Source organism: Ottowia oryzae (assembly GCF_003008535.1).
In the GTDB taxonomy this organism is placed as follows: Bacteria; Pseudomonadota; Gammaproteobacteria; order Burkholderiales; family Burkholderiaceae_C; genus Ottowia; species Ottowia oryzae.
Genome location: NZ_CP027666.1, coordinates 301793 through 322837, shown reverse-complemented (window position 1 = coordinate 322837; position 21045 = coordinate 301793). Strand labels below are relative to the sequence as shown.

At 68.6% G+C, this 21045-nt stretch carries 18 protein-coding genes; 11 read left to right on the top strand and 7 right to left on the bottom strand.

Annotated features, from left to right (window positions below):
• Positions 1-38: 38 nt before the first annotated feature.
• Positions 39-2792, top strand: a complete 2754-nt coding sequence (locus C6570_RS01480) for a DUF1631 family protein (RefSeq protein WP_245896265.1) — start codon at positions 39-41, stop codon at positions 2790-2792.
• 68 nt (positions 2793-2860) lie between these two features.
• Here C6570_RS01480 and C6570_RS01475 read toward each other — a convergent pair whose 3' ends face one another.
• The 3 genes from C6570_RS01475 to C6570_RS01465 all read right to left on the bottom strand — a co-directional run bounded on the left by C6570_RS01475 (position 2861) and on the right by C6570_RS01465 (position 6180).
• Positions 2861-3352 carry a Smg family protein gene (locus C6570_RS01475; protein ID WP_106701408.1) on the bottom strand — a complete coding sequence of 164 codons (492 nt, stop codon included), beginning with the start codon at positions 3350-3352 and terminating at the stop codon, positions 2861-2863.
• 194 nt (positions 3353-3546) lie between these two features.
• Complete coding sequence (gene dprA / locus C6570_RS01470) at positions 3547-4800, bottom strand: DNA-processing protein DprA (protein ID WP_106701406.1); 1254 nt, start codon at positions 4798-4800, stop codon at positions 3547-3549.
• 87 nt (positions 4801-4887) lie between these two features.
• A complete protein-coding gene (locus C6570_RS01465; protein WP_106701404.1) occupies positions 4888-6180 on the bottom strand; it encodes a LysM peptidoglycan-binding domain-containing protein in 1293 nt (430 codons plus the stop codon).
• Between the two features lie 143 nt (positions 6181-6323).
• On the opposite strand from C6570_RS01465, the gene def reads away from it, so the two are divergent.
• The 5 genes from def (at position 6324) to C6570_RS01440 (ending at position 9655) form a co-directional block, all read left to right on the top strand.
• Positions 6324-6860 (top strand): peptide deformylase, encoded by a 537-nt coding sequence (def, locus tag C6570_RS01460; protein WP_106701403.1) that lies wholly within the window; start codon positions 6324-6326, stop codon positions 6858-6860.
• Positions 6857-7387, top strand: a complete 531-nt coding sequence (locus tag C6570_RS01455; protein ID WP_106701401.1) for a hypothetical protein — start codon at positions 6857-6859, stop codon at positions 7385-7387. Before def ends, C6570_RS01455 begins: the two co-directional genes overlap by 4 nt.
• A gap of 77 nt (positions 7388-7464) precedes the next feature.
• Complete coding sequence (gene fmt, locus C6570_RS01450) at positions 7465-8487, top strand: methionyl-tRNA formyltransferase (protein ID WP_106701399.1); 1023 nt, start codon at positions 7465-7467, stop codon at positions 8485-8487.
• Positions 8488-8615: 128 nt separating this feature from the next.
• Entirely contained in the window at positions 8616-9317 is a 702-nt protein-coding gene (locus C6570_RS01445; protein ID WP_245896384.1) for an AzlC family ABC transporter permease, read from the top strand.
• Positions 9314-9655 carry an AzlD domain-containing protein gene (locus tag C6570_RS01440; protein ID WP_106701397.1) on the top strand — a complete coding sequence of 114 codons (342 nt, stop codon included), beginning with the start codon at positions 9314-9316 and terminating at the stop codon, positions 9653-9655. The genes C6570_RS01445 and C6570_RS01440 overlap by 4 nt, the downstream gene beginning before the upstream one ends.
• A 51-nt stretch (positions 9656-9706) precedes the next feature.
• Here the strand turns inward: C6570_RS01440 and C6570_RS01435 are convergent, their stop codons facing one another.
• The 3 genes from C6570_RS01435 to C6570_RS01425 are packed head-to-tail and all read right to left on the bottom strand — an operon-like array spanning position 9707 to position 12481.
• Entirely contained in the window at positions 9707-10474 is a 768-nt protein-coding gene (locus C6570_RS01435) for an ABC transporter permease (protein ID WP_106701395.1), read from the bottom strand.
• On the bottom strand, positions 10471-11427 hold the full coding sequence (locus C6570_RS01430; RefSeq protein WP_106701392.1) for an ABC transporter ATP-binding protein: 957 nt from the start codon (positions 11425-11427) through the stop codon (positions 10471-10473). The genes C6570_RS01435 and C6570_RS01430 overlap by 4 nt, the downstream gene beginning before the upstream one ends.
• 10 nt (positions 11428-11437) lie before the next feature.
• The gene (locus C6570_RS01425; RefSeq protein WP_106701390.1) at positions 11438-12481 is read right to left on the bottom strand and encodes an ABC transporter substrate-binding protein; all 1044 of its coding nucleotides are present in this window, start codon (positions 12479-12481) and stop codon (positions 11438-11440) included.
• Between the two features lie 237 nt (positions 12482-12718).
• Here C6570_RS01425 and C6570_RS18550 point away from each other — a divergent pair, with 237 nt between their 5' ends.
• Entirely contained in the window at positions 12719-14374 is a 1656-nt protein-coding gene (locus tag C6570_RS18550; RefSeq protein WP_425437904.1) for a YihY/virulence factor BrkB family protein, read from the top strand.
• 659 nt (positions 14375-15033) lie between these two features.
• Here C6570_RS18550 and C6570_RS01415 read toward each other — a convergent pair.
• Positions 15034-16569 (bottom strand): YifB family Mg chelatase-like AAA ATPase, encoded by a 1536-nt coding sequence (locus C6570_RS01415; RefSeq protein ID WP_106701388.1) that lies wholly within the window; start codon positions 16567-16569, stop codon positions 15034-15036.
• A gap of 382 nt (positions 16570-16951) precedes the next feature.
• Here C6570_RS01415 and C6570_RS01410 point away from each other — a divergent pair, with 382 nt between their 5' ends.
• The 4 genes from C6570_RS01410 to glcE all read left to right on the top strand — a co-directional run bounded on the left by C6570_RS01410 (position 16952) and on the right by glcE (position 21031).
• A complete protein-coding gene (locus tag C6570_RS01410) occupies positions 16952-17746 on the top strand; it encodes a TorF family putative porin (protein WP_106701386.1) in 795 nt (264 codons plus the stop codon).
• Positions 17747-17806: 60 nt separating this feature from the next.
• A complete protein-coding gene (glnK, locus tag C6570_RS01405; RefSeq protein ID WP_106701384.1) occupies positions 17807-18145 on the top strand; it encodes a P-II family nitrogen regulator in 339 nt (112 codons plus the stop codon).
• A gap of 21 nt (positions 18146-18166) precedes the next feature.
• The gene (gene amt / locus C6570_RS01400) at positions 18167-19810 is read left to right on the top strand and encodes an ammonium transporter (protein ID WP_106701382.1); all 1644 of its coding nucleotides are present in this window, start codon (positions 18167-18169) and stop codon (positions 19808-19810) included.
• 156 nt (positions 19811-19966) lie between these two features.
• Positions 19967-21031 carry a glycolate oxidase subunit GlcE gene (gene glcE, locus C6570_RS01395; RefSeq protein WP_106701380.1) on the top strand — a complete coding sequence of 355 codons (1065 nt, stop codon included), beginning with the start codon at positions 19967-19969 and terminating at the stop codon, positions 21029-21031.
• Positions 21032-21045 lie beyond the last annotated feature (14 nt).

The following is a 21045-nucleotide window of genomic DNA, read 5'->3' as shown; positions in this document are numbered from 1 at the left end:
GTCCGTGAGATACTGAAGCGCACACAGTTGAATCCTGCATGGCCACTTCCTCCAAGCCTCCCTCCAGGCGACACGCCAGGCCCCCGCGGCTTGCGCAACAAGTTCGCGAACGCTTCGTCCAGGAGATCGACAGCGCGTTGTTGGCGGTTGGCGTCAAGGTTCAGACTTACCTGATCACGCTGGTCAACACGGGGCGCTTTGCAAGCGTGACCGAGTCGCGCCAGGCGCTGGACACCGAAGCCGCGTACCAGCGCGAGCAGACCAACTGGATCGACCTTTGCCGCCAGCGCTTGCAGGACGCGCAAAAGCAAGTCCGCACGCCGGACAGCGTGGCGGGCGGTCTGGGCTCGCTTGGCCTGGTGGATGACGAGGTCGTCGAACGCAAGATCATCGCCTCACGCTTGGCTGCGGCCATCACCGACGGCGCGGGCAGCGAGCTCAACGATCTGAGCATTCGTATGCAGTGGCTCGAGCGCGTGAAAGAATGGAAGCGCGGCGAGGTTCTGGCGCCTGAAACACTGGCGCAGTTGGTGGTTCAGGCGTGGATTGATTGCGATCTGACACGGGCCATGTGGGCGCTTGTCCAGACGCCGGTGACAGAAGCCATTCGGGTCAGCACGTCCGACGCTTATCGCCATGCGAACGAACTCCTCATCTCGGAAGGCGTGATGGAGGAGATCGACATGAAATCCCGCGTTCGGCGCGCCGAAAACGCGGATGGCTGGGACGACGAGGAAGAAGACGAAGACGAGTCGCCGCCGACCGAAATGATGCCCTACCGGCCAGAGGGGCCAACAGGTGCCCCCCGGTATGCCTCCAGGGGCGCGGACGGGCGTTTGGTGCCGCCGGGCTACGGCGGAGCGCCGACGAGCCGTGGTGCGCCTGCCTGGCAAGATCGAGGCACCCGGCAGGGCGGTCTGCCCGGGCAAAGTGCGCCGCCTGGATACGGCGGCCAGCCGGGCCGCTACGCAGATGCGTACGGCGATACCCAAGGTGCCTGGCAGGACGATGGATCGCATGGCGGTGGCGGTTACGCGCCCACGCCCATGTACGGCGCGCGCGGTGGTGCGCCGGGCGGAGCGCCTGCAGGCGGCCGTTATCCGGGTGGACGCTATCCCGGCGGCAGGGTAGATCCCTACGAGCGCGAAACAGGGTACCCCGGCGCGCCTACCCAGCGAATGGGCTATCCGCCAAGCATGCTGGACACCCAGACGCCGACGGTGCATCCCACGGCTTTGGCGCGCGCGGCGCAAGAAACTCGGATGATGACGGGCGTCACGCCCATGGCGCGCGTGCGGCAGAAGGCCCAGGGTGTCTTGGGCCAGTTGCGTCGCTTCATCAGCGACCGGGTGGGCGATTTGACCGTGCCTGCAGGCGTCAGCGCGGGGCCCTCGCCGGCGCTTGCGCGCGCCCTTGATGAGCAGATTACCCCTTTTGCCGTTACCGAGTGGACGGGCGCCCCGGGCGCTGGCGGCATGGGTGCTGTTGGCCCTGCGGACGTCCAACGGGTTGCGGTGCAGCTGCGCCGCCGTGCGACCGACCTCAAGGAAAAAGCGGAAAAGCCCAGCGAGAAAGCGATCATCGAGATCGTGGCGCTGATGTTCCAGGCGATTCTGGCGGAAGAACGCATCCCCCCGGCGATCCGCGTGTGGTTTGCTCGCCTGCAGATTCCCGTACTGCGTCTGGCACTGGCCGAGCCCGATTTCTTCGCCTCTACCGAACACCCTGCGCGGCAGCTCATTGATCGCATGGGTGGCTGCGTACTCGGTTTTGATGGCTCACAGATCCTGGGCTCGAAGCTGGAGCGCGAGATCAAGCGCATCGTGCAGGTGATCGAGCAGTACCCAGAGACGGGGCGCAGGGTCTACCAGCTGGTGCTAGATGAATTCAAGAAGTTCCTGGGCCGCTCGTTGGCCGATAACGGCGCGGTGCAGCAGGCGGCTACGCTGGCGCAGCAGGTAGAGCAGAAGGAAGCGCTGGGCATCCAGTACACCATCGAGCTGCGCCGTATGCTGAATTCGGTTCCGGTGGCCGACGAAGTGCGCGAGTTTCTCTTCCGAGTCTGGTCCGAGGTCCTGGCGCTGTCGGCCGTCCGCTACGGCGCGCAGCATGCTGAAACGCTGCGGCTCAAGCAGGCTGCGGCCGATCTGCTATGGGCCGTGAGCCCCAAGCCAGATCGGGATGACCGTCGGCGGGTGGTGCAGCATCTGTCTGGCCTGCTGCAAACGCTGCGCAGCGGCATGAGCATGCTGGCCGTGGCGGAGTCTGAGCAGGACGCTCAGATCAAGCGCATCAACGATGCAGTGATGGCCGCGTTCGTCTCACGGGACGAAGGCCTTCCGCAAGAAAAACTGGAAGAGCTGGCGCGTGGCCTGGCCGGGCTGGAAGACGTGGTCACGGACGACCCGGAAGGCGACATGCTGCTCGATCCGGGCACCATCGAGCTGATGTTCGGTGTCGATCAGTCGGCGTTGGAGGTGATCGCCGCCGGCGGCTCATTGCCCAACGAGGGTATGGTCGACTGGGCGCGCAACCTGGAGCTGGGCGGCTGGTTCGGCCTGGACGCGCACGGATCGGTCAAGCATGTCCAGTACGTCTGGCGCAGCGATCGCGGGCAGTTGCACCTGTTCTCGTCCGGCGTTGGCAAGAGCTACCTGGTGCAGACGCGGCGCATGGCGGCCTATCTGCAGGCGGGTTTACTGGTGCCGATCGAGGACGAGGCTTTGACCGTGCGCGCCACGCGCGAAGCGCTGGCAAAGCTGAACGCAGCGCCGACCCAACTGCTGCAGTGAGCTTGATCGCGGCGCGGCCTCGTTGGTTGCGCCCGATCTCAAAGAAGCAGTTACGACACCCGGGTCAGTCAGTGCATGACCCGCGCCGTGGGGTTGTCGCAAAGCTCATCCAGGATGAGCGCGTCGGGCGTGAAGCCGGTGCGCCAGAACACCATCATGACGATGACCCTCAGCTCGTCCGACTCCAGCGGAGACTCTGCCACGGCCAGCGCGCGGTCAATCACCAATTCCCGCAGCGCCATGGGCAGCGCGCCGGAGCGTTCCAGAAAGTGCAGGCAGGCCACGCCCTCTGCGCCCAGGTGGGCCAATTCCCTGTCGGTGTACACGCGCATCGCGGCGGGCGACGCTGCGGTTGACGCGGCGTCGGCCTGATCGGCCGCCAAAGGCGTGCTGCCCAAGGATTGGGCGGCGCTGTTCAGCCCGTCCAGCCAGGTGAGTGCGGCCAAGATTTCTTCGCGCTCAAACCCGGCGCTGGACAGGCGGCGCCCTAACTGTTCGCGCCCAGGGCAATCCTCGCCGCCCCAGTAGGTCTCGTACACATAGGCAAGGACTTCGTACATGGAGCCAATATAGCCCAAGGCGCCCCGCCGCCACGGACACCGCGTCGGCGTTGCGAGAATCTGACAACTGCATGTCCGCCAGGGGCAGGCGCTGGGGGCCAGCCGCTTGGCAAGGGCGAGGGCCGCGCGATTGAAGGCCAGAGCGGCCGGTCTACGTGCGGCGACGGCCGCAAGGCTGACGCGCGCAAGGAAGGCTATGCGCGCGCCATGCGCTGCCACAGGCCACCGGGCAGGCGGGCGACGTGGCCGTCGAGCTCCAACTCGAGCAGGCGCGCCTGCAGGCGAGGCGTGTCCAGGCCGGTGCGGGCCAGTAAGGCGTCCAGGCCGACGGGGTCTGAGCCCAGTGCCCTAAGCACTTCATCTTCAGTATCCAATGTGCCGGTGGCGCAGGTGGGCTCAGCGCTGGCCGCTTCGCTTTCGATAGCAACCACGGTGGCGGGCCAGCGCAACTCCTCCAGCACGTCCTGGGCGGTTTCCACCAGCTTGGCGCCTTGCCGGATCAGCGCGTGGCAGCCGCGCGACTGCGGATTGTGGATCGAGCCCGGCACGGCGAACACGTCTTTGCCCTGCTCGGACGTCAGCCGCGCTGTGATCAACGAGCCAGACTGCAGGGCCGCCTCGATCACCAGCGTGCCTTGCGAAAGCCCGGCAATCAAGCGGTTGCGCTTGGGAAAGTTGGCGGCCAGCGGCGGCGTGCCCAGCGGGTATTCGCTGACGATCAACCCCTGGCGCGCGATGCGGCGGGCCAGTTCGTGGTGCTGCCTGGGGTACACGCGGTCGATGCCGGTGCCAATCACCGCCACCGTGCAGATGCGCCCGCTGGGGTCGGCCGTGGCGGCATCGGGCCACGCGGACAACGCGCCGTCATGGGCGGCACCGTCCACCCCCAGCGCCAGGCCTGACACCACCGTCAGCCCCGCCGCGCTGAAGCTGCGGGCGAACTGGCGCGCGTTCTCGGCGCCCTGAGGGGTCGGGTTGCGGCTGCCCACCATGGCGATGGCGCGCGACGGCCAGCCGTTGGCGGCGTGGCCGCGGCCATCGGCGGCCTCCGTCGGTTCGGCCACGGGCGACCGCTGATGTGCAGACTGAGGTGCCAGGGCCTGAACCTGCCCCAGCAGGTACAGCATCAACGGCGGGTCGTCGGTGGCCAGCAGGCTGAGCGGATAGGCCGGATCACCCAAGGTGACGATCATCCGGCCGCCCAAAGCGGGGTCGGCCTGCGCTGCCAACCAGTCTTGTGTGGTGCGCAGCAGGGCGCTGAGGCCCGGCGGTTCAGTCTGCGCCGCCTTGACCTGGGCAGGCGTCAGAAGTTGCCCCAGCGCCGAGTCACTTTGCTCGAAGATCGCCTGCGGCAAGCCAAAAGCGGCCAGCAGACGCCGCGCCGCGTCGTTGCCGACGCCGATGGTTAACGTCAACCGCAGCCAGCCGGCGAGCTCTTCGCTGCTCATGAACGCCGCACCCTGTTCATGTGAGCGTCAGCGCGTGAAGTGGGCGGTGGTGCTGTGGGCGGCCACCCGCGTGGCCACCTTCAGCGATCAGCGTGGCTCGGTGAGCTTGTCGCCCACGGCCACGGGCCGTGCGGCTTCCATCACCAGGACGTAGGCCACGCGGTCGAACGGGCGGAACACCATGGCGATGCCGTTGCGCTCGTCCGGCAGCTTCATCAGCGGGCGCGAACGCTCGGTTTTGTCGGCGACGTGACCGCCAGTGGACTGCAGCGACAGCACCTGGCCGTTCTCGATGCCGTCGCGCAGGCCCTTGTTGATCACCACGATCTGGTTCTTGCCGGCAAAGCGCACGGAATCGCCATAGATCGAAACCACGCGCGCCTCCACCGGGGTGTCTGGTGCGTGCGGCACGTAGCTGCGGTATTCGCGGGGTGGCTCGGGCAACAGGCGGTCGCCGGCGCGCATTTCTTCCTTGCTGCTGACCACGTCGATGGTGGCGGGTACGGGCAGCAGGTTGCGCCGGGCATCGGCCTCGGTGGGCGGCTCGGACATGCGCTCGCCCGCCGCAGGCGTGCGCGGCGGGTCGTAGCTGGGCGCCAGCACTTCCTCGGATTCGCTTTCGCCGCGCACCAGGTGCGCTTGGCCGACGTACTGGCCTTCATAGCCCAGGATCTCGCCAGAGACCGGGTCTTTCAGCGGCTTGGCGGTGCGGAACACGCGGAACTCGGTCGGCAGGCCGGGCGCGGACAGCAGCGGCGCGTCGGCCGGGCCGCGCACGTAGGCGCGGTCGCCCTTGCCCACCAGCACGCGGTCGCGCTCGGCCAGGGCGACGATGCGCGGTGCGCGCTTGAAGGTGTCGTCGTCCACCACCAGCGGCTCGGCCAGGAAGGGCTCGATCAGGTGCGGGGCCAGCGTGGGCAGCGGGCCGCCACCCAGCACTTCGACGCGGTTGCGCGGCGATACGCGCACCGTGTCGCCCTCTTGGCCGTCGGTGCCTTTGCGGGCACGCAGGAAGGCGCGGTCGCCCACGCGTTCCAGGTACAGCTGCTGGCCGGGGTAGATCAGGTGCGGGTTGCGGATGTCCTGCAGGTTCATGCCCCACAGCTCAGGCCAGCGCCAGGCCGACTTGAGGAACTTGCCCGAAATGCCCCACAGCGTGTCGCCGCGGCGCACGGTGTATTCCTCAGGCGCGTTGGGCGCCAGGGCGGACACCGGCACGCCGGCGGCGGCCACCTGCTGCGCCGTGGCGCGTTGTTGAGGGCTGACGGGCCGCTGCGAAGCCTGCTGCGCCTGGGCGGGCAGGGCGATCCAGATGGCGGCAACCAGCAGGCTGACGGGTGCGGTCAAGGCGCGCGTGGCACCAGGAAAAGTATGTTTCATTGTTTTGCGAAGCGCGTCGACTGACTTGACAAATCACAGGACATTCTGCATTCAAGCCCTTGTTACGGCAACGAATATGCCCCAACTGGCCGGCATGAAACCCAAAAAGTCGCGAAAATAGCCACATCTTGGAACACCGTCCCATGGCCCTGCTTCCCATTCTTCGTTATCCCGATTCTCGTTTGCACAAGGTGGCCAAGCCCGTGCAGGCAGTTGATGCGCGCCTGAAAGCCCTGATCGCGCAGATGTTCGACACCATGTACGACGCCAAGGGCATTGGCCTGGCGGCCACGCAGGTGGATGTGCATGAGCGCCTGATCGTCATCGATGTGTCGGAAGACCGCGACACGCCCATGGTGCTGATCAACCCTGAGCTGGTCTGGGCCAGCGACGAGATCATCCGTGGCGAAGAAGGCTGCCTGTCCGTGCCTGGCATCTACGACGGGGTGGACCGCGCCGCGCAGGTCAAGGTGCGCGCGCTGGACGGCGAAGGCCAGCTGCGCGAGATCGAGGCCGAAGGCCTGCTGGCCGTGTGCATCCAGCACGAGATGGACCACCTGATGGGCAAGGTGTTCGTGGAATACCTGTCGCCCCTCAAGCGCAACCGCATCAAGACCAAGCTGCTCAAGGCCGAGCGCGAAGACCACAAAGACAAAGCAGGCGAGCGGGAGCGCGCATGAACGCGCCCGCCGCGCCGCGTTGGCCTGCCTGGGCGCGCCGCGTGGCGCTGGGCGTGGCGGCGCTGGCCACTGCGGCGGGGCTGGCCGCCTGCGCCATGCCAGAGCGCATCGCCCCCGGCACGCCGGCCGCCGAGGTGCTGCACACGCTGGGCGCGCCCTCCGCGCGCTATCCGCTGCCCGAGGGCGGCGAGCGCCTGCAGTACACGCGCCAGCCCGCCGGGCAGCAGGTTTTCAACGTCGATCTGGACGCCCAGGGCCGCACGCTGCGGGTAGAACAAGCCCTGAACGAATCCCTGTTTGCCCAGCGCATTCAGCCAAACCACTGGACGAAGACCGACGTGCTGCGCGAATACGGGCCGCCCGCGCAGATCATCGGCGTGCACAATTTCAAGGGCGACATCTGGGTGTGGCGCTACGCCGACGGCCCGGTGTGGCGCCTGCTGTACATCGACGTGGACCCGGGCGGTACGGTGCGCGGCTATTCGGTGGGCGATGAGTCGCTGCCCGACCCGCCAGACCCGCGCTGAGCGGGCCTCTTCAAAAACATAATAAATACGCTGCCAGCGCCCTACACACCAGCGCCGGCAGCTATAAGGTTGGTAGCATGAGAGTCGTCTTTGCCGGCACGCCGGAATTCGCCCGCGTGGCCCTGGAAGCCTTGCAACGCGCAGGTTTCGACATCCCCCTGGTGCTGACTCAGCCCGACCGCCCCGCAGGCCGCGGCATGAAGCTGCAAGCCTCGCCCGTCAAGCAGTTTGCGCTGACGCACGGCGTGGCCGTGGCCCAGCCGCGCAGCCTGCGCCTGGACGGCAAGTACCCCGACGACGCCGAGGCTGCCCGCGCCGCGCTGCTGGCGGCCAACGCCGATGTGATGGTGGTGGCCGCCTACGGCCTCATCCTGCCGCAGTGGGTGCTGGATCTGCCCCGCCTGGGCTGCCTGAACATCCACGCCAGCCTGCTGCCCCGCTGGCGCGGCGCCGCGCCCATCCACCGCGCCATCGAAGCGGGCGACGCCGCAACGGGCGTCACCATCATGCAGATGGACGCGGGCCTGGACACGGGCGACATGCTGCTGACCGAGCGCCTGCCCATCACCGGCGCCGCCACCACCGCCACGCTGCACGACCAACTCGCCGCGCTGGGTGGCCGCATGATCGTCGAAGCGCTCGAGCTGGCCGCCTGCGGTGGCCTGAAGCCCGTGCCGCAGCCCGCCGAGGGCGTTACCTACGCCCACAAGATTGAGAAGGCCGAGGCCGCCATCGACTGGCGCCAGCCCGCCCCGCAGATCGAGCAGCGTGTGCGCGCCTTCGACCCCTTCCCCGGTGCCACGGCCGTGCTGGGCGGCGAGGTGGTGAAGGTGTGGCGCTCTGAATTGGATAGCTGCCAGCGCCCGTCAGACGTGCGCCAGGGCCAGATTTTGCTTGTGAACGACAGCGGCATCACCGTCGCCTGCGGCGAAGGCTGCCTGCGCCTGACCGAGCTGCAACGCCCCGGCGGCAAGCGCCTGGCCGCGCGCGATTTTCTGCGTGGCTTTGACTTGCAGCCCGACCAGTGCTTTGCGCTGCCGACCACGGACGCGGGCACGGGCACGGCCACCGGCTCCGCCCCACCAGGCGCACCGCGATGAGCATGCCGCTGCCCGATCCGCCGCGCGAGATGTCGCCGCGCGGGCGCCTGGGTGCCTGGCTGGCCCACAAGGTCGACGCCTACGCCCGCACCGCGCGCCACCCGCTGTTTTGGGTGGGCGCGCGCGAAATGGCGGGCATTTCGGTGGGGCTGACCGCCTGGGCCTTCATGACCGGCGTGGCCATGATCAAGAGCGGCATGAGCATCACCGAGGCGGTGCTGATGTCGCTGCTGGTGTTTGCCGGCAGCGCGCAGCTGGCCGCCATTCCGCTGATCGCCGCCGGTGCGCCGCTGTGGGTCATCCTGGCCACGGCGTTTTGTGTGAACCTGCGCTTCGTGGTGTTCAGCCTGCACTTGCGCGACTACTTCATGTTTCTGCCGCGCACCCAGCGGCTGTACCTGGGCTACTTCACTGGCGACGTGACCTACGTGCTGTACACCCGGCGCTTTCCCAAACCGGCCGAGACCGAAACACAGCGCCGCGCGCAGATGGCCTACCTGTGGGGCGGCAACGTTTCCAACTGGGTCTTCTGGCAAACGCTCAGCATGCTGGGCATCTTTCTGGGCAACGCCTTGCCCGCGCGCTGGGGGCTGGAATTCGCAGGCACCCTGGCGCTGCTGGCCGTGGCGTGCTCGCTGGCCACCACGCAGCTGCGCGCGCTGTCGGCCTTGATTGCCGCCGCCGCCGCGGTGGCGCTGTACGGCCTGCCTTACCGGCTGAACATCGTTTCGGCCATCGCCGTGGCCGTGGCCATCTGCCTTTTCATCGAGCCCAAGGTGCTGGCGCGCCAGAGCCGGGCCGAGGGCGAGCCGCCCGGAGATCGCCCATGACCGACGGCTGGACCATCGTCACCATCCTGTGCATGACCGTCGTGACGGTCATCACGCGCTGCTTCTTCTTCATCAGCGAGCGCGAATGGAAGCTGCCCCACTGGGCACAGCGCGGCCTGCAGTACGCCCCCATCGCCGCGCTGACGGCGGTGATCGCGCCCGACATCGTGCTGATCAACGGCGAGCTCACCGCGCCCTGGCGCGACGCGCGTGTCTGGGCGGCGGTGGCTGCGGCGGCGTTTTACTTCTGGCGCCGCCGCGAATCGTTCACGCTGCCGCTGACCATTGCGGTGGGCGTGGCGGTGTACTTGCCGCTGCGGCTGGGGTTGGGCTGGTAGGGGCCGCGCCTATCGCAAGCACCGGCCGGGCCATTCGTGTGGCACACGGCCTCAACCCCCTTGCGAGCCCCGGTGGGCCCAGGCCGTGGTGTGCTTTTCAATGAAGCTGAACAGCTCATACATCACCATCGCCATGGCACCCACCACCAGCAGACCCGCGAACGCCAGCCCCATCTGCATGGACGAGCCGGCCGAGATCAGCAGGTAGCCGATGCCCTCGTTGGCGGCCGTCATCTCGGACACCGTGGTGCCCACGAAGGCCAGCGTGATCGCCACCTTGAGCGACGCCCAAAAATAGGGCATCGAGCGCGGCAGGCCCACCTTGGTCAGCACGTCCCAGCGCTTGGCGCCCAGCACGCGCAGCACGTCTTCCAGCTCGGGTTCGAGCGTGGCCAGGCCGGTGGCGATGTTCACCGTGATCGGGAAGAACGAGATCAGGAACGCCGTCAGCACCGCCGGGCCCACGCCAATGCCGAACCACACCACCAGGATCGGGATGAAGGCGGCCTTGGGCAGCGCGTTGAAAGCCGTCATCAGCGGGTAGATGGCGGTGTAAGCCAGGCGCGAGCTGCCGATCACGAAGCCCAGCAGCACGCCGACCACGATGGCGATGCCAAAGCCGACCATCGTCACCCAGAAGGTGCGCCAGGCGTGCTGGGCGATCACGGCGTGAAACTCGACCAGCTTGGCCCAGATGTCCGACGGGCTGGGGAAGATGAATTCCGAGACGTGGAAAGCGCGGCAGACCACCTCCCACACCAGCACGATCAGCGCCAGCAGGATGAAGGGCGAGGCGCGTTCCAGCAGGCGGCGGTTCATTGCGCCACCTCTGCGCCGGAACCTGTGGCTCCCACGCTCCCCACTGCGTGTGGTCGTTGCCCCCCGAGGGGGCCCTCCGCGCCTAGGGGCGGCCCGTCGGCGCTGCGACGCATGGCACCGATGTGGCCGCGCAGCTCATGCACGATCTCGGTGAAGGCGGGCGTGTAGGTGATCTCCAGGTCGCGCGGGCGCGGCAGGTCGATCTGCCGCTGCACCACAAAGCGGCCGGGGCTCTTGCTCATGACGTACAACGTGTCGGCCAGAAACACGCTTTCGCGCAGGTCGTGCGTGACCAGAATGACGTTGAAGCGCTGCACCTGCCACAAATCGCGCAGGGTGCACCACAGCTCTTCGCGCGTGAAGGCGTCCAGCGCGCCGAAGGGCTCGTCCAGCAGCAGCATCTTGGGCTCGTGGATCAGCGCGCGGCAGATGCTGGCGCGCTGCTGCATGCCGCCCGACAGCTGCCAAGGGTACTTGTCTTCGTAGCCGCCCAGGCCCACCTGACGCAAAAGCGCCCGCGCGCGCTCGGCGTACTCGGCTTTCTTGCTGCGAAATTGAGAGCGATAAGGCTCCACGATCTCCAGCGGCAACAGCACGTTGTCCAGTGTGGTGCGCCAGGGCAGCAGCGACGGCGCCTGAAACGCCATGCCCGAGATCTTCAGCGGGCCGGCCACCTCGCGCCCATCGATCACGATGGTGCCGCGCGACGGGCGCCTGAGCCCGGTGGCCAGCTTCATGAAAGTCGATTTGCCGCAGCCCGACGGCCCCACGATGGCGATGAACTCCCCCTGCGCCACGCGCAGGTCGATCGCCTCCACCGCGAACTGCTGCTTGGCCAGCAGTTCGTCGTTGTAGGCCAGCCAGACGTCCCGGAAGTCGATGAAAGGCTGATCGGGCCGCAGCGTGGGCTCGATGGCGCCGATGGGCCCGGTGGGGAAGCTCTGCGCGCTCATCCGTGCGGGCTCACTTGCGTGCGGGCGGCAGCACGTTCAGCTCGGCCTTGCTGGGCAGGAAGCTGCCGTTCCACACCGCTTCGGGCGACACGCGGGTCTTGGTGCCGTAGGCGTCCGACACTTGCGAAGCCATCAGCGACAGGCGCGACGGCACGACCTGGCCGAAGCCCTCGGCGCGCGCGTCGGGGCTGGCGATCACGTCGTTGATGGCCATCTGCAGGCGCCGCGTTTCCAGCGGCACGTTGACGATGCCATCGCGGGCCTTGACCGATTCGATGGCTGCCGCCGGGTTGGCCATCACTTCCTTGGCGCCTTTCGTGAAGGCCTGCAGGAAGGCTTTGACCGCCTCAGGCTTTTCCTTGATCAGCTTGGGGCTGGCGATGATCACGTTGCCGTACAGCTTGACGCCGTGGTTGGCGTACATCATGACGTTGACATCCGATGCCTTGACCCCGCGCGCCTCCAGGTTCAGCAGCGAGGTGAACGAGAAGCCGGTGATGGCGTCTACGTCGCCGCGCGCCAGCATGGTTTCGCGCAGCGGTGGGTCCATGGAGGTCCAGTTCACCGCGCCCACGCCGTTGGCCTTGGCGAAGATCGGGAAGGCGCGGCGGCCCGCGTCGAACACGGGGGCGCCCAGCTTCTTGCCCGTCAGCCCGGCTGGCTGCGTGATGCCCGACTTCTTCAAGGTGAACACGGCCGCCGGCGTGTTGTTGTAGACCATCATCACCGCCACGGGCTTGTTGGGCGCGTCGGGGTTGTTGGCGTGAAACTCCATCAGCGCCGCCATGTCGGCAAAGCCCATGTCGTAGCTGCCCGAGGCCACGCGCGTGACGGCGCCGCCAGAGCCGTTGCCGGCGTCCACCGTCACATCCAGCCCCGCCTGTTTGAAGTAGCCCTTGGCCGCAGGGTGCAGAAACAGCGCCGCCGGGCCTTCAAAGCGCCAGTCCAGCTGAAACTTGATCGGCGTGGCCGGCTGGGCCAGGGCGTGCGGCACGGCCCAGGGGGCCAGCGCCAGCGCGGCGCACACACTCAATTGACGGCGGTTCAGTCGCATGGCAGGGGTTTCTTTCGCAAGGTAGGGTGACGCACGATTTGCCCGGTAACTACTGCAACGCCGGGGCGGACGCGCAGGGCGAATGCAAGAAAGATGCCACCGATGCAGCGCACCGTCCGGAGGCTGCAGGTCCGTAGCGCGTCCGGCGCGTCCATGGCGCGGGCGGCGCATCGCCTTGCCCGACGCTGAAGAGCGCCGGTGGCTGCGTTTCAAAGCAGGCCCTAGACTAGTTGCACCATGACGATGCGCCCCACCCCTTCATCCGCCCATGCCGCCGAACGCGCGCTGGACGCCGCCGCGCCGCCGCCCGCGCCACAGGTGCCCGCCGCTTTTCGTGGCCGCCTGCGCCCCGCGTACCCGCTGTACCGCGCCTTCCAGCTGTGGTCCGACGCCGACGGCCTGCGCATGAGCGCGGCCATGTCCTTCTACGGCATGTTCAGCCTGGCGCCGCTGCTGCTGGTGCTGGTGGCGCTGCTGGGCTACGTGGTGGACAAGCAGGTGGTCGAAGCCAACCTGCTGGGGCAGATCCAGGACATCGTCGGCCCGCAGGGCGCTGAGCTGATCCGCGCGGCGCTGGCCAGCGCGCGCCAGCCGGGCGACGGGCTGTTTGCCTCGGCCATTGCGTTCATCCTGCTGGTGTCCGGCGCCACCGGGGTGTTTGCCGAGCTGCAATCCGCCCTGGAGCGCCTGTGGACCCAGGGCACCGGCACGCAGGCGATGGACGCGTGGTGGCACAAGGCCACGATGCGGCTGCGCGGCATCGCCTACGTGCTGGCGTTCGGCTTCTTGATGCTGGTGTCGCTCGTCATTGCCAGCGCGGTCAACCTGCTGCAAAGCTGGGCCGGCGCACGCTACCAGATGGACGCCATCTGGGTGGTGCTGAACCAGCTGCTCTCGTTCGCCATCACCACCGCCTTGTTCGTGGCCCTGATGCGCATGAGCGCCGGGCCGCAGCCGCGCCTGCGTTACCTGGCGGCGGGCGCGGCCATCGGCGCGGTGCTGTTTGGCGTGGGCAAATACGCTTTGGCGCTGTACCTGTCCACCGCGGCGGTCGTTTCGGCCTACGGCGCGGCCGGCTCGCTGGTGGTGCTGCTGATGTGGATCTATTTCACCTCAGCCGTGCTGCTGCTGGGCGCCAGCTTTGCGCGTGTGATGGCCGAAGGCCACGGCGACTTCAACCCCGCCGCCACGCCCGTGCCCGCCGCTGCCGTGACGGCCGCGCAAAGCCAGGCCCGGCGCGACGCCGACGCCCCCGCTTCAGCCGCCCCGGCGCGCGCGCTGAGCAGCGCCGCCAACGCACCCGCACGCACCGTGCGCAGCGCCGCCGCAGCGGCCACCGGCGCCGCACGCGCAGTGGCCAGCGCAAGGCCCGCCCGCCCGCCGGTTCAGGCGGACTTGAGCCCGGCCTACATCGCCGCCGCCGCCGTGACCTTTGCCGCCAGCTACTTCCTGCTGCGCCCCGGCAAGGCAGAGCGCGCCCGCGCCGCCGCCGCACCCGCAGCCAACCCCTGGCGGGCCCTGGCGGCGCGCCAACCAGCGCCCGCGCCGTCGGGCGGCCGTGACCTGGGCGACGACGACTTCCGTTACGCGCCTACCCGCGCGCCGCGCAGCGCCGCAGGGCCAGAACGCACGGGCGCCCGCCTGGGCAAGCTGGGCCTGGCGCTGCTGGGCAGCCGCGCGGCCCGGCAAGCCGCCCGCTGGGCGTGGCAGGGCACCCGCGCGGTGCGCAGCGACGCCGCCGCCCGGCTGGGCGCGCGCGCCACCGGCATGGGCGGCGCCATGCAGTGGGTGCAGCGCGCCAACGCCTGGCGCGAACGCCACGCGCTGGCCAAGGCGCGACGCGAGCTGGACCAGGATCTGCGCCAGCTGCGCCGCGCCGCCCGTCGCCGCTGAGCCGGGCCGCCCGAAGTTGGGTGCCAAATTGGCCGCCAGCGCAGTTGGTTAGAGCGCTGGCAGCTATCTATTGAGTAGCGTTCTGGCCGGCACAGTGCGCCTCCGCCCGCTGCCGAATGCGACCCCGGCCGCGCCACCCCCGGTAACTGCCTAATATTTAAGCGCCCCGCGCCAGCCCAATAGGGGCGCGGCTTGCGCGGCTTGTTCAGAGGCTTGTCCACAGGTGCGTCCACAAGCGCTGGGGAAAGCTGGAAAGCCCGGGTGTACGCGCCGGCAGAGCGGTCGACACAGGGCTGGGATGGGTTGGCGGGCGCCCAGCGCCGCGCCGATGCGGGGCTCTGGGGCGGTGCGCGACCCTACAGCGAGCGGCGCTAACTTAAGAAGCAGAGAAATTCGATCCCAGCGCAGGCCACGCCAGCGCTGGCAGCTACATAAAAATAGCGATTGATTGGACGGCGTGCCCGCGCCGCGTCGCCCGACACGCCCACCCCTGATGCCGCACTCACGTCGCCACGCCTTACAGCGGGCGGCGCTTCTAAAAAAATGCAGACAAATCCGCTGCCAGCGCAGGCCATGTCAGCGCTGGCAGCTACATAAGAGATAGCAATTGATTGCTCGACGTGCCCGTTAGCTCGCCACGCCCGGCCCTCACACCGCCCTCACGCCGCCGCGCCGTGCAGCGCCCGGCGGTACTGCACCGCCTCGGCGATGTGCGCGGTGCCCACGGTGTCGCTGCCGGCCAGGTCGGCCACGGTGCGGGCCACCTTCAGCGCGCGGTGCGTGGCGCGGGCGCTCCAGCCCAGGCGGGCGGCGGCGGTGGTCAGGAATTGGGTGGCCGCCGCGTCTAGCCGGGCGTGGGCGTCCAGCGCCTGGCCTTGCAGCGCCTGGTTCGGCGTGCCCTGGCGCGCCAGCGCGCGCTGGCGGGCGGCCACGCAGCGGGCGCGCACGGCGGCGGTGGGCTCGCCCGGCGGCGCGTCCAGCAGCTCGGTGGCGGGCAGGGAGGCCACTTCGACGTGCAGGTCGATCCGGTCGAGCAGCGGCCCGCTCAGCTTGCCCTGGTAGCGCGCCACCTGGTCGGGCGTGCAGCGGCAGGCGCGCACGCGCGAGCCCAGGTAGCCGCAGGGGCAGGGGTTCATGGCCGCGATCAGCTGAAAGCGCGCCGGGAATTCGGCCCGCTGCGCGGCGCGGCTGATGGTGATGTGGCCCGATTCCAGCGGCTCGCGCAAGGCTTCCAAAGCGGCGCGGGGGAATTCGGGCAGTTCGTCCAGGAAAAGCACCCCTTCGTGCGCCAGCGAGATTTCGCCGGGCCGCGGGGGCGAGCCGCCGCCCACCAGCGCCACCGCGCTGGCCGAATGGTGCGGCGCGCGCGTGGGCCGCTGGCCCCACTGCGCCAGCTGGAAGGTGCCCCCCAGGCTGGCGATGGCCGCGCTTTGCAACGCCTCGTCTTCGTCCATGGGCGGCAACAGGCCGGCAAAGCGCTGCGCCAGCATCGACTTGCCAGTGCCCGGTGGGCCAATCAGCAAGGCGGAATGAGCGCCAGCTGCTGCAATTTCAAGAGCGCGGCGGGCGGCCGCCTGGCCTTTCACGTCGGCCATGTCGGCGTAGGGCGGGGCGGCGCTGTGCGCGGGCGGGCGCACGCGCGACCAGCCCTCAGCATCCGGCGGCTCGCCAGCGGCGGCGGGCAGAAACTGCGCCACCACGTCCAGCAGGTGCCGCGCGCGGAACACCGGCATGCCGGGCACCAGGGCGGCTTCTTCGGCGCTGCCGGGCGGCAGCACCAGCTGGGCGTGTTCGCCCGTGCGGTGCAGCGCGGCGCTCATCGCCAGGGCGCCGCGCACAGGCCGCAACTCGCCCGACAGCGACAATTCGCCGGCGAATTCCCAGCCCGCCAGCCGCGCGCCGTCAATCTGCCCGCTGGCCGCCAGAATGCCCAGTGCGATGGGCAGGTCGAACCGGCCCGAATCCTTGGGCAGATCGGCGGGCGCCAGGTTGACGGTGATGCGCTGGTTGTGCGGGAACGCCAGGCCGCTGTTGAGCAGCGCCGAGCGCACGCGTTCGCGCGCCTCTTTCACCTCCACATCGGCCAGGCCCACCAGGGTGAAGCTGGGCAGGCCGTTGGCCAGATGCACTTCAACGGTGACGGCCGGCGCGGCAAGGCCCAGCAAGGCGCGGCTTTGTACCTGACTCAATCCCATGCGCGGAGTTCTCCCTCGATGGCGCCGGGCGCGCCCCAGACGAAGGGCGCGGCGCGGGCCAAGCGACATCATCAGGGCAAATCCGGCGGCGGTGCGCGCGTTTTGTGCGGGCGCCCAGCAGGCAGACGCGCCCGCTGCGCAGGATGGCACGGCCGGGCGTGCGCGTACGCCGCCTTGGTCGCGCCCAGCGCAGGCCCCGATGCGCGCCAACTTGGTGCGCATCGAAAAACGTGCATGGCACCATCGTGGTGCAGCAACGCCGTGTCGACCGCCGCAGGCGCTGCGTTGGTGCGCCGCAGGGCCGTCGCGGGCGCTGGTGGGACCTGGCACGCTCCCTGCATACGCCGTGGGATACATCTGACAACACCCTTGGAGGGGCCCCATGAAACCTGTTCACGCGCGCATTTCCTCTATCGCCTTCGCCGCCGCGGCACTGGCGCTCAGCACCCATGCCCAGGCGCAGACCGCCCCGGCAGACGCCGCAGCGCCTGCGCCCGCTGCAGCCCCCGCTGCCGAGCCCACGCCCGAGCACAGCTTTTCCTTCAACGTGGGCCTGACCTCCGACTACCGCTACCGCGGCATCACGCAAAGCCGCTTCAAGCCGGCCGTCAGCGCGGGCGCCGACTACGCGCACTCCAGCGGCCTGTACGTGGGCACCTGGCTGACCACGATCAAATGGGTGAAGGATGCCGGTGGCGACGCGCCGCTGGAATGGGACGTGTACGGCGGCTACAAAGGCACGGCCGGCCCGCTGGGCTACGACGTGGGCTTCCTGCGCTACAACTACCCAAGCCACAAGCTGGCCGTGAGCCCCAACACCACCGAAATCTACGGTGCGCTGACCTGGAACGTGCTCACGCTGAAGTATTCGCATTCGCTGACCAACCTGTTCGGCTTTTCCGACAGCAAGAACAGCGGCTACCTGGACCTGACGGCCAACTTTGACCTGGGCGACGGCTGGTCGGTGGCACCGCACGTGGGCCGCCAGTGGATTCGCCACAACAGCCCCTATTCGTACACCGACTACAGCGTCACGGTGAACAAGGACTTCGGCAAAGGCTTTGTCGCCAGCGTGGCCGTGGTCGGCACCGACGCCAAGAAAGATCTGTACACCACGCCCAGCGGGCGCTTCAGCGGCCGCACCGGCGTCGTGGCTTCGCTGAAGTATTCGTTCTAAGCCCAATCGGCCTCTGGCGCTTGTGGCACAAGCGCTGGCCGCTATCAAAAGGTAAGCAAAATGAAAATGGTCTCCGCCGTCATCAAGCCCTTCAAGCTGGACGAAGTGCGCGAAGCACTGTCCTCGCTGGGCGTGCAGGGCATCACCGTCACCGAGGTCAAGGGCTTCGGGCGCCAGAAAGGCCACACCGAGCTGTACCGCGGTGCCGAGTACGTGGTGGACTTTCTGCCCAAGGTCAAGATCGAGATCGCCGTGGATGAAAGCATCCTGGACCGCGTGATCGAGGCCATCGAGCAATCCGCCCGCACCGGCAAGATCGGTGACGGCAAGGTCTTCGTGTTCGAACTTGAACAGGTCATCCGCATCCGCACCGGCGAAACCGGCCCGGACGCACTGTAAGCAGCGCCAGGAACCGTCACCATGAAACGAATCCTCTCCTTCCTTCTGCTGGCGCTCAGCCTGCTGGCAGCCCCGGCCTTCGCGGCCGACTTCCCGACAGCGCGCGTGCTGTTCGAAACGGGCAAGACCGACGTCGGCCCCGAAGGCCAGGCCGCCATCAAGGCTGTGGCCGACTACGTGGCGGCCAACAAGGACGCCAAGGTGCAGCTGTCCGGCTTCACCGACACCACGGGCGACCCGGCCGCCAACGCCGAGCTGGCCAAGAACCGTGCCTTTGCCGTGCGCGACGCGCTCAAGGGCGCAGGCGTGGCCGAAGACGCCGTCGTGCTGAAAAAGCCCGAGGAATCAGCCAAGGCCGGCAACCCGGATGAGGCCCGCGCGGTCGAGATGACGCTGGCTGCGGCCGCCGCCCCTGCTGCGGCTGCCCCGGCGGCTGCACCCAAGGTCGATTCGGGCGACACGGCGTGGATGCTGACGTCGACCCTGCTCGTCATCCTGATGACCATCCCTGGCCTGGCGCTGTTCTACGGTGGCCTGGCGCGCAGCAAGAACATGCTGAGCGTGCTGGTGCAGGTGTTCGTGGTGTTCTCGCTGATCAGCGTGCTGTGGGCCGCCTACGGCTACAGCCTGGCGTTCAACGGCGAAGGCAACTTCTTCGGCGACTTCGGCAAGAGCTTCCTCAAAGGCGTGACGCAAGAGACCTTCGGCGCGCTGACGACGATTCCGGAATACGTCTTCGTCGCCTTCCAGGGCACGTTCGCGGCCATCACCGTGGCGCTGATCGTTGGCTCGTTCGCCGAGCGCATCAAGTTCTCTGCCGTGCTGCTGTTCTCGGCGCTGTGGTTCACGTTCAGCTACGTGCCGATGGCCCACATCGTGTGGGGCGGCGGCCTGCTGGCCAAAGACGGCGCGCTGGACTTCGCCGGCGGCACCGTGGTGCACATCAACGCCGGTATTGCCGGCCTGGTGGGCGCCTACGTGGTGGGCAAGCGCCTGGGCTTCGGCCGCGAAGCGTTCACGCCGCACAGCCTGACGCTGACCATGGTGGGCGCCTCGCTGCTGTGGGTGGGCTGGTTCGGCTTCAACGCCGGCTCGGCGGGCGCCGCCAATGGTCAGGCTGGCCTGGCCTTCATCAACACCGTGCTGGCCACTGCGGCCGCCACGCTGGCCTGGTCGGCAGGCGAAGCGATGCACAAGGGCAAGGCCTCGATGCTCGGCGCTGCCTCGGGCGCCGTGGCTGGCCTGGTCGCCGTCACGCCGGCTGCTGGCTTTGTCGGCCCGATGGGCTCGATCGTGATCGGCGCCATCGCCGGCTTCGTTTGCCTCTGGGGCGTGGGCGGGCTCAAGCGCATGCTGGGTGCTGACGACGCGTTCGACGTGTTCGGCGTGCACGGCGTGGGCGGCATCGTGGGTGCCATCCTGACCGGCGTCTTCGCTGCCCCGGCACTGGGCGGCACCGGCGGCCCCACACCCGATACCTTCGCCATGGGCGCCCAGGTCTGGATCCAGATCAAGAGCGTGCTGTTCACCGTCGTGTGGTCGGGCATCGTCTCGTTCGTGCTCTACAAGCTGGTGGGCATGGTGATCGGCCTGCGCGTCACGGAAGAAGACGAGCGCATCGGTCTGGACATCTCCAGCCACGGCGAGACCGCCTACAACCGATAAGCGAAAGTTCCTCCAGGTTTGAATCCCGCCCCGCAAGGGCGGGATTTTTTTGCGCGTGCGGCACGGGTGCTGTCAGCGCCAGCAGGCTTGTGCGCGCAGGGCGCGGCAGCAGCTTGGCCGGCCGCCGCGCGCACGTGAAAGCATTACCATCGCCAGATGCCAGCTGAGTTGCAAGCCATCGTTGAGAAGATCAAAACCTGCGCCGCGCGCGGCCGCCCGCTGCGCATTCGCGGCGGGGGCACCAAGGATTTCTACGGCCAGATCCTGCATGGCGAACTGCTGGACGTGCGGCCGCTGGCCGGCGTGGTCAGCTACGAGCCCAGCGAACTGGTCGTGACCGTGCGCGGCGGCACCCGCCTGCGCGAGCTGGAAGAGCTGCTGGCCGCATCCAACCAGCACCTGGCCTTCGAGCCGCCCCGCTACGGCTCGGGCAGCACCATCGGCGGCGTGGTGGCGGCCGGCCTGTCAGGCCCGGCCCGCGCCAGCGTGGGGGCGCTGCGCGACTACGTGCTGGGCGTGCAGATCGTCAACGGGCGCGGCGACGTGCTGACCTACGGCGGCCAGGTGATGAAGAACGTGGCCGGCTACGACGTCAGCCGTTTGATGGCCGGCTCCATGGGCACGCTGGGCGTGATCGCCGAAGTCAGCCTGAAGGTGCTGCCCTTCGCCCCGGCCGAATGCACGCTGATGTTTGATTTGTCTGAAACCAGCGCGCGCCAGCAGCTCAACCGCTGGGGTGGCCAGCCCTTGCCGCTGCACGCCAGCTGCTGGGCCGACGGCCAGCTGGCGGTGCGCCTGCGCGGCGCCAACGCGGCCATCGCCTCGGCGCGCAAGATCATGGGCGGCCAGGCGCTGGAGGGCGACCGCGCCGCGCGCCAATGGCACGCGCTGCGCGACCAATCGCTGCCCTTTTTCCGCCTGTCACAGGGAGAGGCCTTGTGGCGCGCCAGCGTGCCGGACACGGCCACCCCGCTGAACCTGGGCCCCACGCTGATCGAATGGCACGGCGCGCAGCGCTGGCTGCGCCTGCCGCTCAACGCCGCTGCCCATGTGCGCGAAGCCTGCGCCCGCGCGGGCGGCCACGCCACGCTGGTGCGCGGCGGCGACGGGCGTGTGCCCGTATTTACCCCGCTGGCTGGGCCCATGGCCCGCATTCAGGCAGAGCTGAAGCGCGCGTTCGACCCGGCCGGCATCTTCGGCCAGGGGCGCATGGGTTTTTGATGAGCCGGCATCGC

Excerpts from the sequence above, each read along its gene's own strand:
- C6570_RS01480 (WP_245896265.1), top strand. The coding sequence starts at position 39 with ATGGCCACTTCCTCCAAGCCTCCCTCCAGGCGACACGCCAGGCCCCCG.
- C6570_RS01475 (WP_106701408.1), bottom strand. The coding sequence starts at position 3,352 with ATGTACGAAGTCCTTGCCTATGTGTACGAGACCTACTGGGGCGGCGAG.
- dprA (WP_106701406.1), bottom strand. The coding sequence starts at position 4,800 with ATGAGCAGCGAAGAGCTCGCCGGCTGGCTGCGGTTGACGTTAACCATC.
- C6570_RS01465 (WP_106701404.1), bottom strand. The coding sequence starts at position 6,180 with ATGAAACATACTTTTCCTGGTGCCACGCGCGCCTTGACCGCACCCGTC.
- def (WP_106701403.1), top strand. The coding sequence starts at position 6,324 with ATGGCCCTGCTTCCCATTCTTCGTTATCCCGATTCTCGTTTGCACAAG.
- C6570_RS01455 (WP_106701401.1), top strand. The coding sequence starts at position 6,857 with ATGAACGCGCCCGCCGCGCCGCGTTGGCCTGCCTGGGCGCGCCGCGTG.
- fmt (WP_106701399.1), top strand. The coding sequence starts at position 7,465 with ATGAGAGTCGTCTTTGCCGGCACGCCGGAATTCGCCCGCGTGGCCCTG.
- C6570_RS01445 (WP_245896384.1), top strand. The coding sequence starts at position 8,616 with ATGGCGGGCATTTCGGTGGGGCTGACCGCCTGGGCCTTCATGACCGGC.
- C6570_RS01440 (WP_106701397.1), top strand. The coding sequence starts at position 9,314 with ATGACCGACGGCTGGACCATCGTCACCATCCTGTGCATGACCGTCGTG.
- C6570_RS01435 (WP_106701395.1), bottom strand. The coding sequence starts at position 10,474 with ATGAACCGCCGCCTGCTGGAACGCGCCTCGCCCTTCATCCTGCTGGCG.
- C6570_RS01430 (WP_106701392.1), bottom strand. The coding sequence starts at position 11,427 with ATGAGCGCGCAGAGCTTCCCCACCGGGCCCATCGGCGCCATCGAGCCC.
- C6570_RS01425 (WP_106701390.1), bottom strand. The coding sequence starts at position 12,481 with ATGCGACTGAACCGCCGTCAATTGAGTGTGTGCGCCGCGCTGGCGCTG.
- C6570_RS18550 (WP_425437904.1), top strand. The coding sequence starts at position 12,719 with ATGACGATGCGCCCCACCCCTTCATCCGCCCATGCCGCCGAACGCGCG.
- C6570_RS01415 (WP_106701388.1), bottom strand. The coding sequence starts at position 16,569 with ATGGGATTGAGTCAGGTACAAAGCCGCGCCTTGCTGGGCCTTGCCGCG.
- C6570_RS01410 (WP_106701386.1), top strand. The coding sequence starts at position 16,952 with ATGAAACCTGTTCACGCGCGCATTTCCTCTATCGCCTTCGCCGCCGCG.
- glnK (WP_106701384.1), top strand. The coding sequence starts at position 17,807 with ATGAAAATGGTCTCCGCCGTCATCAAGCCCTTCAAGCTGGACGAAGTG.
- amt (WP_106701382.1), top strand. The coding sequence starts at position 18,167 with ATGAAACGAATCCTCTCCTTCCTTCTGCTGGCGCTCAGCCTGCTGGCA.
- glcE (WP_106701380.1), top strand. The coding sequence starts at position 19,967 with ATGCCAGCTGAGTTGCAAGCCATCGTTGAGAAGATCAAAACCTGCGCC.